Raw genomic sequence first — 17,222 nt, 5'->3', positions numbered from 1 at the left:
TGCCACCCCGTCCAGCGGTGTTCATGTGAACATTACGGCGACTCGTTCGGCCTGTCGCGATACCTGCTCACGCGGGCGGCTTCGGCTCGATACAGACGATGCCGTGGCGAGAACCCATTGACCTGCCCGCTCCCTGCGGCTACGTTCCGAGCACCCAATGTTCATTCGAACATCGTCGTTCGGAGGTCCCCATGGCTGTCGCCATCAAAGCCGGCATAGAGAAAGTGCCCGGCGGGCTGATGCTCGTCCCGATGCTCGTCGGAGCCGTGGTGCACACGGCGGCGCCGGGCTCCGGAGAGTTCTTCGGCTCCTTCACCGGAGCCCTGTACACGGGACTGCCCGCGATCCTGGCCGTCTTCTACGTGTGTCTGGGCGCGACCCTGGACGTGAAGGCGACGCCCTACATCGCCAAGAAGGGCGGTGTGCTGCTGGGGACCAAGGTCCTGTTCGCGTTGGTCGTCGGTGTCGTCCTGGGGAGGTTCCTCGGCGAATCGCCGGTCAGTGGTGGAGTCTTCGCGGGGTTGTCGACGCTGGCGGTCGTGGCGGCGCTGAACGACACCAACGGCGGCCTCTACATGTCACTGATGGCCCAGTTCGGACGCAAGCGCGACGTCGGCGCCTACAGCGTCATGAGCCTGGAGTCCGGCCCCTTCCTCACCATGGTCACGCTCGGCGTCGCCGGTCTGTCCGCCTTCCCCTGGCAGACCCTGGTGGGAGCGATTCTGCCCCTGGTGCTCGGGATGCTCCTGGGCAACCTCGATCCCCAGATGCGTCGCTTCCTGGCCCCCGCCGTGCCCGCCCTCGTGCCGTTCCTCGGACTGTCACTGGGACTCACGCTCAACCTGACGGCCGTCTGGGAGGCCGGCCTGCTGGGGGCCGGGCTGGGGCTGTTCGTGGTGCTGGTCGGCGGGGCGGTGCTGTTGCTAGCCGACAAGGCGAGCGGTGGCGACGGCATCGCGGGCCTGGCAGCGGCGACCACCGCCGGCAACGCGGCTGTAGTCCCCTCGATCGTGGCGGCCGCCAATCCCGTCTACGCGCCGGCCGCCGAGTACGCGACCGTGCTCGTGGCCTCGTCGGTGGTGGTGACGTCGATCCTGTGTCCGCTGATCACCGTCTTCTGGGCACGCCGGATCCTGAAGCAGCCCTGGGCCGCCGACGGGGTCGGCGATGCGACAGCGGACGGCGACGGGCCGTCCCCCGCCGCCCCGCACGTGGTCGGCGCGAACAGGGAAGCTGCCGCACAGCACGACGGCACCTGAGACGAACGCCCCTCACACCACAGTCGTCGAGAAACGGAGAGCACATGCGTGACCAGCGGGTCGTGCGCTGCACCTACTACCTGGAATCGGAGACCGATCCGGAACAGGCCGCCGCGGCCATGGCCGGGGAGCAGTCCAGTGGCACCTTCGTCGCTGTGCCGGGCGAGTCCCCCCGTATTCGCGAGCGGCATGCCGCGCAGATCGTCAGCGTGCGGGACCTGGGCGCGCGCAGCCCGTCGCTGCCGTCGCGGTCCCGCCCCGAGGCGGTGCGGGCCGCTCTTGTGGCGGTCGAGTTCCCGATGGAGAACATCGGGACCGACCTGGCGACCCTGCAGACCACGATCGCGGGCAACCTCTTCGAGCTGGGTGAGCTGTTCGCCTGCCGCCTGGAGGACATCGAACTGCCGGACGAGTTCGTTGCCGCTCACCCGGGCCCCGCGTTCGGCATCCCGGGCACCCGCAGGCTGATGGGGGGTGCCGAGGGCGTCATGATCGGCACCATCATCAAGCCCAACGTCGGTCTGGCCGAGGACGAGTTCCGCCTGGCCGTAAGGGAGTTGGCCAGGGCGTCGGTCGATCTGATCAAGGACGACGAGCTGATGACCGATCCGGCGTACCTCCCGCTGGAGCGCCGGGTCGCCGTGGCCACCGAAGAGATCCGGGAGGCCGAGCAGATCACCGGCCACCCGGTCATGTATGCCTTCAACATCACGGGGGACCTCGCCGGGCTCCGCCGGCGCCACGACCTGGTGGTCGAGGCGGGCGGCCGGTGCGTGATGCTCAACGTCCCCGTCATGGGACTGCCCGCGCTGGCCTGGTTGCGGGAGTTCTCCGAAGTCCCCGTGCACGGACATCGCGCCGGTCTGGCCGCGTCGATGCGCTCACCGGCGCTGGGGGTGTCGTACCGGGTGTGGCAGCGGCTGGCCCGCCTGGCGGGAGCCGACCATCTGCATGTCAGCGGTCTCGGCAGCAAGTTCTACGAGAGGGACGAGGAGGTCGCGGCCCACGTACGCAGCCTGCTCGAGCCCCTGGGCAAGACGCTGAGTCCGGTACCGACCCTGTCGTCCGGCCAGAACGTCACCACCCCGGCACCGACCTTCACCGCGGTCGGCTCGACCGACCTTCTGATGCTCGCGGGCGGCGGCGTGGCCGCGCACCCCGACGGACCGGCGGCCGGCGTGCGCAGCCTCCGGGCCGCCTGGGCGGCCGCCGTCGACGGTGTTCCCCTGGAGGTGGCGGCACACACGGCGGCCGAGGCAGGCGACCCGGCGCTGCTGCACGCCGGGCGCACGTTCGGGGGTGTGGCCTGACATGACGTACGTCAGTTTCGTGGCCGACGACCTGACCGGTGCCAGCGATGTCCTCGCACAGGCCCACTGGCACGGTCTCGACGCCGTGCTCGTCATCGGGGACAGCGGCCGACCGCTGCCTGCTGACTGCGATGTCGTAGGGATCGCCGGACCGTCTCGTTCGCTCGGCGGGGCAGCCTTCGACGAGCTGGTGCGCGCACAGCTGGAACGCATCGCCACCGTCGATGCCGAAGTGCTGATCTACAAGGTCTGCTCGACCTTCGACAGTGCCCCCGCACGCGGCAGCATCGGCAGAGGCATCGAGCTGCTGCACGAGCGCTTCCCCCACCACGGCCCGGTCGCGGTCGCACCGGCACAGCCGGGCTTCGGCCGGTACACCGCCTTCAGCAACCACTTCGCCGGCTATTCCGGCGACGCCTACCGCCTCGACCGGCATCCCGTCATGGCGCAGCATCCGTCGACTCCGATGCACGAGGCCGACCTGCGGCAGGTGATCGCCGAGCAGCTCCGTACCGGCGAGGTCCCCGCAGCCATCCACCTCCCTGCCCACGCCGATGGTTCCTTCGGCGAGCAGTGGGCGACACTCCGCCACTCCAGCCGGGCCGCCTTCGTCGTGGACGCCGTCGAGGACGGCCACCTCGACACCCTCGCGCTGTCACTGCGAGAGGACGACACCCGGCAGGGCCCGTCGATCGTGGTCGGCTCCGGCGGTGTCATGGCCGCCCTCGCCCGCACCGCTACCGGGCGGTCCGACGTGGCCGACAGCGCCCAGCCCGCCTCCGGGCCGGTGCTGGTCGTCAGCGCGTCGGCCTCCAGCACGACGGACGCGCAGATCGCCGACGCCGTCACGCACGGCTGGACCGAGCTGGCCGTGCCCACGCAGTTGCTCAACGGACAGGATCCGTCCTTGCTGGACGATCTGGAGAAGCGCTCGGCCGCCTTGCTCACGGCCGGACGAAACGTCATCGTGCACACCACGCGCGGTACCCAGGACCCTCGCTACGCCGCGGCCGGTCCCCTCGACGCCACCCATGTGGGCGGACTCCTGGGCACCCTGGCCGGAAACATGGCCGTCAAGGGCCTCACCCGGGACATCGCCGTGTTCGGCGGCGACACCTCCAGCCACGCCCTGCTGGCCATGGGGGTGAGCGAGCTGCGCGTCGCCACCCAGTTCGTCACAGCCGCCCCCGTCTGCCGCACCGACAGCGAAGCGGCCGTGGCCGGCTGCCGGCTGCTGCTCAAGGGCGGACAGGTCGGTCCGGTCGAAGTCCTCGAACGCTTCGCGCAGCCGCAGCCGCAGCCGTAACCCGCGACCTGACCACCGTCCGTCCGGGCCACCAGTCAACCCGCCACGTACAAGACACGAAGGAGTGTGCATTCATGAGGGCAGTCGTCAAAGCAGTCGCGGACAGGGGAGTCGAGTACGTCGCCGACGCGCCCGAGCCGAAGGCCGGCGACGGCGCGGTCGTCGTGGAGATCGCGGCAGCCTCGTTGTGCGGCACCGACCGCGAATGCCACGAGTGGTCGCCGGCGGCCCAGGCGTTCAACCTGCGACTGCCCGTCGTACTCGGTCACGAAGCGGCGGGCACCGTCGTCGAGGTGGGCACCGGCGTGGAGAACCTGCGCGTGGGTGACCGCGTCGCTCTGGAAAGCCATCTGGCGTGCGGTCAGTGCTTCGCATGCCGGACCGGGGACGCCCACACCTGCGAGCGCACGCAGATCCTCGGCATGCACTTCGACGGGGTCTTCGCCGAACGCGTCGCTGTGCCCCACCGCATCTGCGTCCCCCTTCCCGACGGCGTGCCCTTGGAGACCGGCGCACTGCTGGAGTCGGCCGGTGTCGCGGTACACGCCATTCAGCGAGCCGGATACTCGGTAGCAGGCCGCGGCGTTCTGGTCAGCGGCGCCGGGCCGGTAGGCATGGTCGTCGCGCGACTGGCATCGCTCATGGGCGCCGCCTACGTGATCGTGATCGAGCCGAATCCGTTCCGTCGCGCCGAAGCCGAACAGCTCGGAGTGATCACGATGGAGCCCGGAGACGGCGTCACCGAGCGCAGCCGCGAACTGAGTGGCCACCGCGGCGGGGCCGACGTCGCCTTCGAATGCTCGGGAGCGGCCTCCGCACTCCCGTCCCTGTTCGACGCCGTGCGCCGAGAGGGAACGGTCGTGACCGTGGGACACCCGGGCCGGCCGGTGCCCATCGACATCGCTGCCCAGATCAACAAGCGAGGCATCACACTGCGCGGAATCTTCGGCCGCCGCCTGTGGGAAACCTGGGAGCAGACGCTGCTCCTGCTGAACTCCGGGCGCCTGGACCTGGACTGGCTGGTCACTCACCGACTGCAACTCAGCCAGGTCGACGAGGCGATGGATCTGCTCACCGGGGACGCCTGCAAGGTGCTGTTGGTACCACGGCTGGGCTGACGCTCCGATACCGGCCGCCGTCCGCGAGCCCGTCCGAACACGACGAGCCCACAGCGTGGACGGCATGCCGCAGCACACGCGGTCGTAGGGGCGCCAGGGTCCGTCTTTAGACGGATCTTGCCCAGAGCAGAAGGGACGCGCCACTGACGGCTGCCTCGTAGGAGGTGGCGATCTTGATGCCCTACGGAGGCCAAGCGGCCAGAGCCTGGCTTTGACGCTGGGCATGGGTTCGGATGACGATCGTGCAGAGCTCTCGGGCGCGGAGTCGGGCAAGGACGATGGTGCAGAGAGCCGCGTGGGCCTGGCCGCCACCGCCGCCGTTGAGCCCTTTGCGCTGTGTCGTGCCCGAGGACGCTTCCACCGGGCTCACTCCGCCGGGACGGCACCGTCATCCTCACAGTCGTATCTGGTGGCGATGCCACGGAAGCCCTTGAGCCGGTTGAAGCATCGCTCAATGACGTTGTGCCGGCGGTGGATCTCCCGGTCGAACCCGGGCGGCAGCCCGCCGCGATGGCTGCGACGGCCGCGATTGCGGATGAGCCGAAGGGCTTCGGATGGCGGGACTTCTGCGCCCTGGTGGTCCGCGCTCGGATCCAGCTTGGGGGCTCGATCGTGCTGGTCTGGGACAACGTCCGCCTCCACCTGACCGCCGGCACGAGATCATCGACGACAGCGAGCTCGCATCTCATCGCGGCCCGGTCCCGCTACGGCGAGGTCAAGGCGCCGGTCCACCTTGTCCACGGCGAGAAGGACTGGTCCCGGCCCTCGGACCGGGAAGCCAACAAGCGACTGTTGCTGGCCGCCGACGTCACGCAGGGGCAGAAGGTCGGCCATTTCATCGCCGTGGAACGGCCCCACGTGCTGGGAGACCTGCTGAACGCGGTGGCGTAAACGACCCGAGACCGCTGTGGTCACCTCCGATCGGGTGTGTCGCGTCGGAGGAGACCCGATCAACCGTGTTCTCGAGAAAGCGTCGCGGCAGGCAAAGGAGCAGCACATGACGGAGATTTAGATCGAGTTCGATGTCCCGGCGGAGATGCGTGACGGCACGGTGCTGCGCGCGGATGTCTACCGGCCCGGCGGCAGCGGGCCGTGGCCGGTCCTGCTGAGCGGGCTGCCGTACGGAAGCAGATGGCCCTGGCGCAGTCCGCGGCCGTCGCCGCGGTGGACGCCGTCGCGGCTGTGTACGGCTTCACCGTGCGGTGGACGGCGTACCCGTGGGGCTCGGACCACGACCGGCGCCACGGAAGGATGATGGCGGTCGACGCGTTGGACGTGCTCTCCCGGCATGACGCGATCCTGCTTGGCGCCGTCGGAATACCGGAGATCCCCGACGACGTCTCCCTGCGATGGCTGCTGATCTTCTGCTCCCCTGTGTTTTCAGGGCCTGACCCGGTTCTGCTGCACGACGAAACAGGCCAGCCCCATCGAGTGCGCCAGGTCTGCCGCGTAGGCCGAGGCTTCCTCGGCCATGTTCCAGCTACGCGTAAAGGCCGGATCCGAGCTGAACGGCAACCTGATTCGCGGTCCTCCTTGTTGCGCTGCTCGTCGAGGTCGGCATGCGAGTAGGCCCATTGCTGGACCACCTCTCTGATGCCGTGCCTGCAGCCGCTGAAGCTACTTGGCATCAGTGCAGGTCACGAACGTTGCCTTGTGTCAACTATCGATCCTGGTCACACGAGATGTGACGAGGCTTTTTAGTTGGCACAAAAGCGGGACAGTGGCACTGCCTGGTGGAAGTACTCGCCGTCACAGAGGGCACGGAACCGTGTCCGTGCGTGCGGCTTCGGACGGCTCAGATCTCCTGGGGCTTGTAGGAGCTGGGGTCGCGCAGGATGACGCGGCGCAGGAGATCGACGGTTTTGGTGACGCCCTCGACGGGGGCCACAAGAACGTCCTCGTGCTCGATGCTCAGGACGTCGTCGTAGCCGGCTCGGCGCAGGGCGAGGCAGAAAGCGCGCCAGAACGCGTCGTCGTGGCCGTAGCCGAGGGTGACGTAGTTCCAGGAGCGTTCCTTGGCGGCCATGACGGGCAGCGTCTCCAGCCTGCTGGTCAGCGCCTGACGGGAGGGTTCCAGCCGGGTGTCCTTGGCGTGCACGTGGTAGATCGCCTCGCCCAGGGTCTCGATGGCGGCCAGCGGGTCGGCCCCCATCCACATCAGGTGACTGGGGTCGAAGTTGGCCCCGACCACGGGCCCTACCTCCTCGCGCAGGCGCAGGAGGGTGGGGACGTTGTAGACCGCCTGGTGGGCGTGCATCTCCAGAGCGAGCTTGGGTACGCCGCGGTCGCGGGAGTGGGCGACGAGGTCTCGCCAGTACGGGAGTACGGCTTCGGACCACTGCCAGTCGAGGATCTGTGTGGTCTCCGGCGGCCAGGAGACCGTGATCCAGTTGGGGTTGGCGTCGCCCGGCCCGCCCGGCAGCCCGGACATCATCACCACGCGGTCGACGCCGAGGAGCGGGGCGAGGGCGATCGTCCTGCGCGCGACCTGGTCGTGCTCGCGGCCGCTGGGCCCGGGGTGCAGGGGGTTGCCCGAGCAGGTGAGGGCGCTGATCGTGAGCCCTCGGTCGGCGACCTTGGCCAGCAGTTCGCGGCGCGCGCCGTCGCTGTCGAGAAGCCGGTCGATGTCGATGTGCGGAGCCGTGGACCAGGCGCCGGTGGCGAACTCCACGTGGTCCAGGCCGAGTTCGGCGGCCAGGTCCAGGGTCTCGTCGAGCGTGAGCTGCCCGACGCTGTCGGTGTTCAGACCGATCTTCATGGTGCGTCCCGTCTGCGGTGTGGTCGGGCGGGGAGCGGTCGATCCCCGCTGGTTCGGTGTGCCGGCGGTAGGGGTCAGACGTAGAGGGCTGGGCGCTCGGCCAGTTCCACCTCGACGCGGCGGCCCTCGGTCTGGGCGCGGATGCCCGCCTCGCAGACCGCGGCCACGGCGTAGCCGTCCCAGGCGCTGGGGCCGGTGACCTCGCCGCGTCGGGTGGCGTCGACCCATGCCTGGACCTCGCGGTCGTACGCCTCCGCGAACCGCTCCACGAAGCCGGGGGTGACCGTGCCGCCCCAGCGTCCGCCGGTGGTGACGAGCATGTCGTGCCGGTCGCCGATGCGGGCGGTGCCGTGCTCGCACACCGCCTCGGCCTGGACCTGGTAGCCGTAGCGGGCGTTGACGTAGATCTCGACGTCGACGAGGGCGCCGCCGTCGGTTTCGAAGACGACGAACTGGGGATCGGCCAGTCCTTCGGGCGCGTTGCCGGAGGGCCGCGGCCGCATGACGGTGACGGAGGTGATCTCCTGGCCGAGCAGCCAGCGGGTGATGTCCATCTCGTGGGTGACGGAGTCGTTGATGAGCATGGCGCTGGTGAAGTCCGGCGGGCAGGACGGGTTGCGGTGCCGGTTGTGCAGCATCAGCGGCCGGCCCAGTTCCCCGCTGTCCAGCAGCGCTTTGAGCTCGATGTACTCGTGGTCGTAACGGCGCATGAAGCCCACCTGCACTCGGCGGTGCCCGAGCCGCTGCTCGGCCTCCAGCACGCGCAGGGCGGAGGCGGCGTCGGGGGTGAGGGGCTTCTCGCACAGGACGGGCAGGTCGTGGTCGAACGCGGTGAGCAAGGCCGCCTCGTGGGCGACGCCCGGTGAGGCGAGCACTACGGCGTCGACGTCGGGTGAGGCCATCGCTTCGGCGACGTCGCCGTAGGCCGCGCATCCGTCGACGTCGGCGGCGACCGTCTTGGCGCGATCGATGTCGACGTCGACGACGGCGGCCACATGGGCGCCGTTGGTCACCTCGCTGATCCGGCGTACGTGGTCGGCTCCCATGCGGCCGGCGCCGATCACGGCGACTCCGAGGGAAGTGTGGTGGGTCATGTGGTTCCTTGCCTGGGGGTGGGGGGCGGCGGTGACGGTCAGCAGCGGGCCGGCCGAACCCGCATGGGTCCGGCCGTGACCCGAGCTGTACGCGTCAGCGCGTTCCCTTGGCGGCGAACGTGGCGACGGTTGCGACGTTGGACTTGTCGACGAAGGCCGGGCCGGTCAGCACGGGCGCGACGCCGCCGCCGCTGTAGTTGCCGTTGTTCTTGTAGAGCCAGAGGGAGTCGACGGCCAGGTAGCCCTGCAGGTAGGGCTGCTGGTCGACGGCGAACTGGATGCTGCCGTCCTGGATCGCCTTCACGAGCTCCTTGTTGAGGTCGAAGGTGGCGACCTTGGCCTTGCCGCCGCCGTCGGACACCGCCTGTGTGGCGGTGAGCGCGACCGGGGCGGCGAGAGTGACGACGTAGTCGATGGAGGGGTCCTGCTTGAGCTTGGCGGTGATGGTCGACTTCACGGACGGCATGTCGGCGCCGTTGACGAACAGGTTTTCCGTCGTGCCCGAGAAGCCCTTCTTGACGCCCGCACAGCGTGCCTCGAGGGCGACCTGGCCCTGTTCCTGAATGACACAGGCGATCTTCTTGGCACCGAGGGAACTCAGCTTCTTCCCGACGGCCTCGCCCGCGACGGTCTCGTCCTGGCCGAAGTACTCGATCAAGCCCTGCTTGCTCCAGTCGTCCACACCGGAGTTGAAACCGACCACGGGTATACCGGCCTGCACCGCCTTGGCCACGGTGTCCTTCATGGCGTCGGGCTTGGCGAGGGTGACGGCGATGCCGTCGACCTTCTGGTCGATCGCGTTCTGCACCAGGTTGGCCTGGTTGCCCCCGTTCGGGTCGGACGAGTAGACCAGCTTGATGTTGTCCTTCGCAGCCGCGGCCTGGGCACCCTTGCGGATGGTGTCCCAGAACGTGTCGCCGGGGACGGCGTGGGTGATCATCGCGATGGTCATGCGGGGCGTGGTGGCCTTGCCGGCGGAGTCACCGGCCGCGCTCTCCTCCGACTTCTTGCCGCCCGAGCTGCTGGAGCAGCCGGCGAGTGCCAGGACTGTACAGGCGGTCACGGCCACCAGGACGGTGAATCTGCGGGAGCGGGAGGAGAGCGAGCGGTTCATTTCGGCACCTCACTGTGCTGACTTGCGGGAAGGGGTGATCCAGCGGCGGGACGCGACGCATCCCGTTGCGGGTCGGGCGGGGAGCTGTTGGGTGGCACGCGCACGCCGTACGGCTCTGCGGCTCCGGATGGGGATCAGACGGTGAACGCGGCGCGGAACCGCTCCATGGCGGTGTGACTGTCGCCGGAGGGCCATGCCTCCAGGGCGACCGTGCCGTCGTAGCCGAGGTCGGTAAGGGCGCGGGCGACGGCCGGATAGTTGATCTCTCCGGTGCCGGGTTCGCAGCGGCCGGGCACGTCGGCGACCTGGATCTCTCCGATCAGGCTTGCGCCGTGCGCGCGGCGGATCAGCTCGATGAGGTTTCCCTCGCCGATCTGGGCGTGGTAGAGGTCCAGATTCATCTGCAGACCGGGCCGATCAACCGCCGCGACCAGGGAGAAGGTGTCGGCGGCCGTGGCGAACGGGACGCCGGGGTGATCGACGGCGGTGTTGAGGTTCTCCAGGGTGAAGGTGAGGCCCGCGCTTTCGCCCGCTTCGGCCAGGCGGGTGAGCGTGCGGTGGGCGGTGATCCACATTTCGCCGGTGGCCTCGCCGGTCACCGGCACCACGGGCAGGCCTTCGCCGTCCAGGCCGGTGCCGTGGAGGTTGAGCCGGGGGCAGCCGAGATGCTCGGCGGCCTTGATGGACTTCTCGGCTGTGCGCAGGAGTTCGGCTGCGCCGTCAGGGTCGGTCAGGGTGCCTCGGATGTACCCGGTCATCGAGGAGAACTCGGCGGGGGTCTGGGCCAGTGCGTTCAGGTCGTGCCGGGTCCAGTCCCAGATCTCCACCTGGAAGCCGGCCTTGTGGATGCGCCGGGCCCGCTCCTCGATCGGCAGGTCCCGGAAGACCATCTCGGCACAGACCGCCAACGTGTACATCGCAGCTCCAGGCTTATAACGTTCTAAGAGAACAGGAGCAGTACGCCAGGCGCCGGGCAGCCTGTCAAGAGTTTGTGCGGACATTTGATTTATAACGTTGTAACAACGTCGACCAGTGCGGGCCCTGTTTGGCTCGGTCTACGATCACCTCGCAGAAGACCCTCGATCAGGAAGGCCGACAGTGCCATCGCGCTCTGCCGTCCCGGACGGAAAGCGGCCGACGCTCAGCGACCTCGCGGCGCGGGCAGGTGTCTCCGTGCCGCTTGCCTCCATGGTCATGCGCGGTGCCAAGGGGCCCAGCGCGGCAAGTCGCGAGCGGGTACTGCGGGCCGCGCAGGAGCTCGGCTACCGGCCGGACAGCAGGGCCCGCCTTCTGCGCAGCAGCCGCTCGCACCTGGTGGGAGTGCAGTTCGACCTGCGACAGCCCTTCCACGCCGACCTGGTTGAGGCGCTCTACGCCGCGGCGGGAGCGGCCGGCTATCAGATCGCGCTCAGCGCCGTCGCCGCGAGCCGCAGCGAACAGGAGGCGGTGGAGACTCTGCTCGCCGACCGCTGCGAGGCGTTGATCCTGCTCAGCCCCCATGCCCCGGCGGCCCGGCTGGCAGAATTCGCGGCGCAGCTGCCCGTCGTCTCCGTGGCCCGCCGGCTGCGTCCGCTCGCCGACGGCGTCGACGTCGTCCGCGCGGCCGACGACGAGGGCGCCCGCCAGGCCGTCGACCACCTCGTGGCACTCGGCCATCGCGACATCGTCCACATCGACGGGGGCAGGGCGCCGGGCGCGGCCGACCGGCGCCGCGGCTACAAGTCGGCCATGAAGCACCATGGCCTCACCGACCGCATCCGCCTCGTGCCGGGCGGGCTGACCGAGGACCACGGCGCCGCAGCCGCGCGGACGCTCCTCGCCGAGGCCAGCCGCACCACCGCTGTCCTCGCCTTCAACGACCACTGTGCGATCGGCGTCCTCGACACCTTCCTGCGCGCCCGTATCCCTGTGCCCGACGAGATCTCGGTCGTCGGCTTCGACGACAGCCACCTTGCCCGCCTCGCCCACGTCCAACTCACCACGGTCGGGCAAGAAGCCCGCCAGCTGGCGCGCCGGGCCGTGAGCCGGGCCGTCGCCCGACTGGAGGGTGGGGCGACGGACGACGAACGAGAAGTCGTCGTCACACCACACCTCGTCATACGAAGCACCACCAAAGCACCTTGGCGCTCCTGACCCGCGCCGCTCCACGTCCGGCCCGATCTGGTCCATGTTCCACCGCGATCCCAAAGGACCGCCCGCGGCTGTCCGTTGAGGAAACCGCCTCCATCCGGGCGGACGCGCGTGCCGCGGTCTGATCCACGACGAGAGGCGGGAATCGCCGCCGGGGCGACGCTCCCGGCGGCAACCTCGTGCCACGACGTGTCGGCGCCAAGCGCGGGGCGATGACGCGGAGGCCGGAATCCCGACGGCCCCGCGCGAGGCAGGGCCGGATCGGCAACGCCGCCGCCCGCCGCGACGCTCGCGCCCTGCCACGGGGGCGGCACTCCACCACCTGGCTGTGTTGACGATGCCGAGCATCTTCCACCGAGTGGAGCGCACGATGTTCTCCATCCAGTGAGTCCCCGCCGAATGTGAAGACGCAGGTCAGAGGGATGGTGTGACGGATTCTCGGGGTGCTTACGCGGCGGAAGGCGGCAGCCTGTGGAGAAGATCGTCTGTCGAGGGCGGTCGGCTTTTGCTGAACCGGCAACGGGAGTCGCGCTTGGTGTGCTTCCCGCTGAATGATCATTGCACGTGCCCTTGCCCGGAGCCTGGCAGCACTGGTGTGGTCCGGTCGCCGGCACCGGCCATCCGTAATGTGCCCAGGAGGATCCATGCCACAGACCGCCGCCGGCCTCACCCACCGTCTGGTGCCCTCACCTGCCGGCCGAATCCACCTGGTGGAGCAGGGCAGCGGGCCGCTGGTTCTCCTTGTGCACGGCTTCCCGGAGTCCTGGTACTCATGGCGCCATCAGCTGTCGGCACTGGCCGCGGCGGGCTATCGCGCGGTGGCCGTGGACGTCCGCGGTTATGGTCGCTCCTCCAGGCCTGGGGTGGTGGACGCGTACCGGATGCTCAACCTGGTGGAGGACGGCGTTGCGGTGGTGCACGCTCTCGGGGAGCAGGCCGCGGTGATCGTCGGGCACGACTGGGGAGCGACCATAGCCGCGAACTCCGCGCTGATTCGGCCCGATGTCTTCCGCGCGGTCGGGCTGCTCAGCGTGCCCTACGCTCCGCCCGGCGGACCGAGGCCCAGTGAGGCTTTCGCGCAGATGGGCGGGGCGGCGGAGGAGTTCTATGTCTCCTACTTTCAGCATCCGGGCCGCGCCGAGGCGGAGATCGAGCCCGATGTGCGCGGCTGGCTCGCGGGCTTTTACGCCGCCCTGTCTGCCGACACCATGCCCGTACCGGGCGCGCCGGATCCCCATTTCGTCAGCCCCGGCGGCAGGCTACGTGCGGTTCCCGGCCGGTCGGCTGCCGTCCTGGCTCGGCGAGCACGACCTTGATGTCTACGCCGCGGAGTTCGAACGGACCGGTATGACAGGGGCACTGGCTCGCTATCGGAACATGGACCGGGACTGGGAGGATCTGGTCGATTACCACGGCGCCCCCATCACCCAGCCGTCGCTGTTCGTGGGCGGAGCCCTGGATGCCTCGACTGCCTGGATGGCCGACGCCATCAAGGCGTACCCCACTACTCTGCCCGGCCTGGTCTCTTCGCATATTCTTGATGGCTGCGGTCACTGGATTCAGCAGGAACGCCCCGAGGAGATCAACCGGTTCCTGACCGACTGGCTTGCCTCCTTGCCCGCCTGACGCACGCGCGCATGACGAGCGCGCGACTCCCGACCACGAACCGCGTACGCGCGGGCGCCCGCCGCCGCACGCTGGTGCCATGGTCACCACACAGCCCACCGTGATCTCCCCGTGCTCGTCCCACGCGAGGGTGTGCTCGACGGCGAACCCGTCGCCCGCATCGCCGGCCGCGCGGAGTTCGGCAACGACCCCGACATCTCTCGGCGGGTTGCTCAAGTGGGAACGGAATGTGTTGTTCCCTCCGCCACGGACTGACCGGCGCGTCCTGGCGGAGCGGTACGCCTTGCCGCCGTCCAGCACAGTTTCTCGCCCCGCAGGAACACGGCGATGTGGCTGCCTTGTTCATTTCAATGCACTCGGCTCGAGCGGCGTTCGATCGGTCCCGCGGATACGGCACCCCGAGGTTCATGTCGCTGTCCGTGGCCACAAGCGTCGCGTAGGGGCTCGCGACCGCCGATGCCTCGATCTGGAGCCGCCTGGTGGAATGCCACCAAGGCCAGTAGGCCGCTGAGAGCGACAGCGCATGCCACCCACGCCGCTCCGATGCCACGGCCCGGGCTGCGGAAATGGGGAAAGCAGGCTGTCGTCCCCTCTCCGGATGCTCAGCCGCGGCGAGGCCGCGCTCCATGTCATCCCGACGCTCACCGACAATGCCGTCCAGACCACCGCCACTGACGATCCCGTCATCTCCTCGGCAGCGGTCGCGGAGCTCTCCGTGTCGAAGAGCGTGTTACGAGTGGGATGCGGAGGTAGTTCCCGCCTGCGCCGGAGCGACCGTGATTCAGGTACTGACCCCGTAGAACTACCGGGAGCCGGGGGTCGAGGTCGCTCCCATGCTTGGCGGCGTGGACAGACGACCGGGGACATGACACATCGGTGGCATGAGTTGCGCACGGGTTGTCCGCCCGCACACAGCCGTTTGCGATCCCGCTCGGCCGAAACGGCCATCCGCACTCGGGCTGTCGAGTACTGACCCGTCACAACCGGCGGCGGCGCGCAGGCGGCGACGCGTGCAGGGCTCTGATCGCGAAGAGCCGACCTCTATAGGTCCGATGTATGGCGAGCTCTCGAAGTTGACGGGCGACCCCACTGGCTAGGCCCGGCCTTCATGAACCTCCTGTTGGATGGGCTTGGTTTGGATGAATCTCGTCTCAGGTATAGACGCGGCCACCTCGGGGCTCCTATAAATCCATCCGATGTCTCATGTGCCCTGACGGATGGAGCCGCACCATGTCCTCTGCCTCCCTCAGCAGACGCTCACTGATGAAGGCCGCCGCCCTCGCCGGAGGAGTGGTGGCCTTCGGGCTGCCGCAGGCCCTGTGGGCCTCCACCGCCGAGGCGTACACCGTCCCCTCGAAGATGGACTGGTGGTACCAGGCCAGGTTCGGGATGTTCATCCACTTCGGGTCCTACTCGCACCTCGGCCAGGGTGAATGGGCGTTCGACAGTCAGAACTGGAGCAAGGCGGACTACCAGAACGAGGTCACCGAGCCCTTCAACCCGACAGCGTTCAACGCCGCCACCATCGCCGAACTCGCCAAGAACGCCGGCATGAAGTACATCGTGATCACCGCCAAGCACCACGAGGGCTACGCGATGTGGAACTCCGACGTGGCGGGCTTCACCGACACCACCGGCACCAAGAAGTACAACCTGCACGACTTCAACGGCATCCAGACCGACCTGCTCATGGACCTCAAGGCGGCGTGCGAGAGCCGTGGCATCAAGTTCTGCCTCTACTACTCGATCCTGGACTGGAACCACCCGTCCCAGACCGACCGCCACGAGGGTGGTCTCACCACGATGTCCTCGCAGGGGGCCCGCACCGCCTACATCGCCGACATGAAGGCACAGCTGCAGGAGCTGCTGGACCGCTACGACCCGGCACTGTTGTGGTTCGACGGCGACTGGTTCGCGGAGCCCTCCAGCCCCACTCTGGAGGACTGGTGGCTGACATCGGACGGTGAAGACCTCTACGACTGGCTGATCGCCCGCAAGCCCGACCTCATCGTCAACGAACGGGTCAAGCGGGACCACGGTCTCGGTGACTACGCGGTCGCGGAGTTCGAGATACCCAGCGGACCGATGGACCGGCCGTGGGAGCGGTGCGCCACGATGAACGGCGCCTGGGGTTACGACGGAGCGAGAGAGAACTCGTACAGGTCGGTCACGGACATCGTCCGGGAGCTCGTGACGGTGGTGTCCCGGGACGGCAACCAATTGCTCAACATCGGCCCCAAGGGCGACGGTTCGGTCAGCGCGGGAAGCCAGACCATCCTGAACGGCCTCGCCTCATGGATGTCGACGTACAGCGACAGCATCCACGGCACCAGCGGCAGCCCGTACACCACCGAACCCTCATGGGGGAAGGTCACCAAGAAGAACGGCAAGCTCTACGCCCATGTGTTCACCTGGCCCACGAATGGCCAGCTCCAGATCCCGGCGATCGACAACATGATCAGCCGCGTCTACCTGATGAACAACCCCTCGGTCTCGCTCTCGTACACCGTCACCGACCAGATCAACGTCACCGTGCCCACTACCGCGCCGGACGCCAGGGACTCCGTGGTGTGCGTCGAGGTCCAGGGCATGCCCGTGCGGGGTTCCACGGCGACGGTGTTCCAGAACGTCAACTACCAGGGCACCCGCGCCGAGCTGCCGCTGGGCTCCTACACCTCCGCCCAGCTGACCGCCGCCGGCCTGGGACCGGCCATGGTCTCCTCCATCCGAGTGGCCGCCGGCTACCAGGTGACGGGCTACTCAGGCAACAACTTCACCGGCACCGCCTGGACGTTCACCTCGGACACCCCCGACCTCCGGGTGACCGGCAACAACGACGCCATCGCCTCACTGAAGGTGACGTTCAACCCTGCCACGTACCTCCGCCTGGTCAACGTCACGAGCAACCTGGCGCTGGACAGCGGCGGCAACGTCGCCAGCGGCTCGAACCTCAAGCAGTACCAGGTGATCGACCACGCCAATCTCCAGTGGCAGGCGATCGAACTCGGCAACGGCTACTACCGGCTCGTCAACCGCACCAACGGCATGGTCGCCGACGGCTGGGGCTCCACCAACAACGGCGACCCCGCACGGCAGAAGGCCTGGGACGGCAGCCAGACCCAACAGTGGCAGATCACCCACCGCGGCCAAGGTCAGTACTCGATCGCCAACCGCAGCACGGGACTCGTTCTCGACAGTGGCGGAAAGGTCGCCTCGGGGTCCGTGACCAAGCAGTGGACCTGGCAGCAGAACAACAACCTGCTGTGGACGATCAAGCCGGTCGGCTGACCGAAGCCACCCCACGGAGGCTCGCGGACCGGGCACGGTCGTGAGCCTGCCGGATCCCCGCGCCCAGCGGGGATCCGTACGGGACGGTCCGGGGCTGGGGGGTGTTTCGAAAGTCCCGCACAGCACCCACGGCGCCCGGCACGCCCTCTCGCCGCACCGGCCGAAAACCCAAGTACGTCCAGTACGAGGGCTTTCGTCCGGCACGCCGAGAGCACCCAC

The 17,222-nt window shown here is 68.7% G+C and carries 11 protein-coding genes and 3 pseudogenes; 9 read left to right on the top strand and 5 right to left on the bottom strand.

The features are described from left to right. Positions 1 to 191 precede the first annotated feature (191 nt). From PUR53_RS15050 to PUR53_RS15035, 4 genes are all read left to right on the top strand, one after another. Positions 192 to 1,259, top strand: coding sequence for a 2-keto-3-deoxygluconate permease (locus tag PUR53_RS15050; RefSeq protein ID WP_329900988.1), 1,068 nt, complete (start codon positions 192 to 194; stop codon positions 1,257 to 1,259). Between the two features lie 44 nt (positions 1,260 to 1,303). Further along, positions 1,304 to 2,569: a RuBisCO large subunit C-terminal-like domain-containing protein gene (locus tag PUR53_RS15045; protein WP_329908552.1), complete on the top strand. Its 1,266-nt coding sequence runs from the start codon at positions 1,304 to 1,306 to the stop codon at positions 2,567 to 2,569. Between the two features lies 1 nt (position 2,570). Next, the gene (locus tag PUR53_RS15040) at positions 2,571 to 3,875 is read left to right on the top strand and encodes a four-carbon acid sugar kinase family protein (protein ID WP_329908551.1); all 1,305 of its coding nucleotides are present in this window, start codon (positions 2,571 to 2,573) and stop codon (positions 3,873 to 3,875) included. A 74-nt stretch (positions 3,876 to 3,949) separates the two neighbouring features. Beyond that, positions 3,950 to 4,993, top strand: a complete 1,044-nt coding sequence (locus PUR53_RS15035; protein ID WP_329908550.1) for a zinc-dependent alcohol dehydrogenase — start codon at positions 3,950 to 3,952, stop codon at positions 4,991 to 4,993. Between the two features lie 399 nt (positions 4,994 to 5,392). Here the strand turns inward: PUR53_RS15035 and PUR53_RS15030 are convergent. Then, positions 5,393 to 5,524: pseudogene (locus PUR53_RS15030) on the bottom strand (IS5/IS1182 family transposase); the annotation flags it as partial. A 3-nt stretch (positions 5,525 to 5,527) separates the two neighbouring features. Between PUR53_RS15030 and PUR53_RS48170 the strand changes: the two are divergent. After that, positions 5,528 to 5,884 (top strand): annotated as a pseudogene (locus PUR53_RS48170) (hypothetical protein); the annotation flags it as partial. A 145-nt stretch (positions 5,885 to 6,029) separates the two neighbouring features. Then, entirely contained in the window at positions 6,030 to 6,248 is a 219-nt protein-coding gene (locus tag PUR53_RS15020; RefSeq protein WP_329908549.1) for a CocE/NonD family hydrolase, read from the top strand. 540 nt (positions 6,249 to 6,788) lie between these two features. On the opposite strand, the gene PUR53_RS15015 is transcribed toward PUR53_RS15020, so the two are convergent. The 4 genes from PUR53_RS15015 to PUR53_RS15000 all read right to left on the bottom strand — a co-directional run bounded on the left by PUR53_RS15015 (position 6,789) and on the right by PUR53_RS15000 (position 10,876). Beyond that, entirely contained in the window at positions 6,789 to 7,751 is a 963-nt protein-coding gene (locus PUR53_RS15015; protein ID WP_329900983.1) for a sugar phosphate isomerase/epimerase family protein, read from the bottom strand. A 74-nt stretch (positions 7,752 to 7,825) separates the two neighbouring features. Next, positions 7,826 to 8,845, bottom strand: a complete 1,020-nt coding sequence (locus PUR53_RS15010; protein WP_329908548.1) for a Gfo/Idh/MocA family protein — start codon at positions 8,843 to 8,845, stop codon at positions 7,826 to 7,828. A gap of 94 nt (positions 8,846 to 8,939) precedes the next feature. Further along, positions 8,940 to 9,959 carry a sugar ABC transporter substrate-binding protein gene (locus PUR53_RS15005; protein WP_329908547.1) on the bottom strand — a complete coding sequence of 340 codons (1,020 nt, stop codon included), beginning with the start codon at positions 9,957 to 9,959 and terminating at the stop codon, positions 8,940 to 8,942. A 134-nt stretch (positions 9,960 to 10,093) separates the two neighbouring features. After that, positions 10,094 to 10,876, bottom strand: coding sequence for a TIM barrel protein (locus PUR53_RS15000; protein WP_329908546.1), 783 nt, complete (start codon positions 10,874 to 10,876; stop codon positions 10,094 to 10,096). Between the two features lie 181 nt (positions 10,877 to 11,057). Here PUR53_RS15000 and PUR53_RS14995 point away from each other — a divergent pair, with 181 nt between their 5' ends. The 3 genes and pseudogenes from PUR53_RS14995 (at position 11,058) to PUR53_RS14985 (ending at position 17,003) form a co-directional block, all read left to right on the top strand. Next, on the top strand, positions 11,058 to 12,092 hold the full coding sequence (locus PUR53_RS14995; RefSeq protein WP_329900979.1) for a LacI family DNA-binding transcriptional regulator: 1,035 nt from the start codon (positions 11,058 to 11,060) through the stop codon (positions 12,090 to 12,092). Positions 12,093 to 12,733: 641 nt separating this feature from the next. Next, positions 12,734 to 13,715 (top strand): annotated as a pseudogene (locus PUR53_RS14990) (alpha/beta fold hydrolase). 1,230 nt (positions 13,716 to 14,945) lie between these two features. Beyond that, a complete protein-coding gene (locus tag PUR53_RS14985; RefSeq protein WP_329908545.1) occupies positions 14,946 to 17,003 on the top strand; it encodes an alpha-L-fucosidase in 2,058 nt (685 codons plus the stop codon). Positions 17,004 to 17,222: the final 219 nt, after the last annotated feature.

Source organism: Streptomyces sp. SP18BB07 (assembly GCF_036322545.1).
GTDB classification, from domain to species: domain Bacteria; phylum Actinomycetota; class Actinomycetes; order Streptomycetales; family Streptomycetaceae; genus Streptomyces; species Streptomyces deccanensis.
The sequence above is the reverse complement of the archived record's forward strand: the minus strand, read 5'-3'. Positions and strand labels throughout refer to the sequence as shown.

Excerpts from the sequence above, each read along its gene's own strand:
- PUR53_RS15050 (WP_329900988.1), top strand. The coding sequence starts at position 192 with ATGGCTGTCGCCATCAAAGCCGGCATAGAGAAAGTGCCCGGCGGGCTG.
- PUR53_RS15045 (WP_329908552.1), top strand. The coding sequence starts at position 1,304 with ATGCGTGACCAGCGGGTCGTGCGCTGCACCTACTACCTGGAATCGGAG.
- PUR53_RS15040 (WP_329908551.1), top strand. The coding sequence starts at position 2,571 with ATGACGTACGTCAGTTTCGTGGCCGACGACCTGACCGGTGCCAGCGAT.
- PUR53_RS15035 (WP_329908550.1), top strand. The coding sequence starts at position 3,950 with ATGAGGGCAGTCGTCAAAGCAGTCGCGGACAGGGGAGTCGAGTACGTC.
- PUR53_RS15020 (WP_329908549.1), top strand. The coding sequence starts at position 6,030 with ATGCGTGACGGCACGGTGCTGCGCGCGGATGTCTACCGGCCCGGCGGC.
- PUR53_RS15015 (WP_329900983.1), bottom strand. The coding sequence starts at position 7,751 with ATGAAGATCGGTCTGAACACCGACAGCGTCGGGCAGCTCACGCTCGAC.
- PUR53_RS15010 (WP_329908548.1), bottom strand. The coding sequence starts at position 8,845 with ATGACCCACCACACTTCCCTCGGAGTCGCCGTGATCGGCGCCGGCCGC.
- PUR53_RS15005 (WP_329908547.1), bottom strand. The coding sequence starts at position 9,959 with ATGAACCGCTCGCTCTCCTCCCGCTCCCGCAGATTCACCGTCCTGGTG.
- PUR53_RS15000 (WP_329908546.1), bottom strand. The coding sequence starts at position 10,876 with ATGTACACGTTGGCGGTCTGTGCCGAGATGGTCTTCCGGGACCTGCCG.
- PUR53_RS14985 (WP_329908545.1), top strand. The coding sequence starts at position 14,946 with ATGTCCTCTGCCTCCCTCAGCAGACGCTCACTGATGAAGGCCGCCGCC.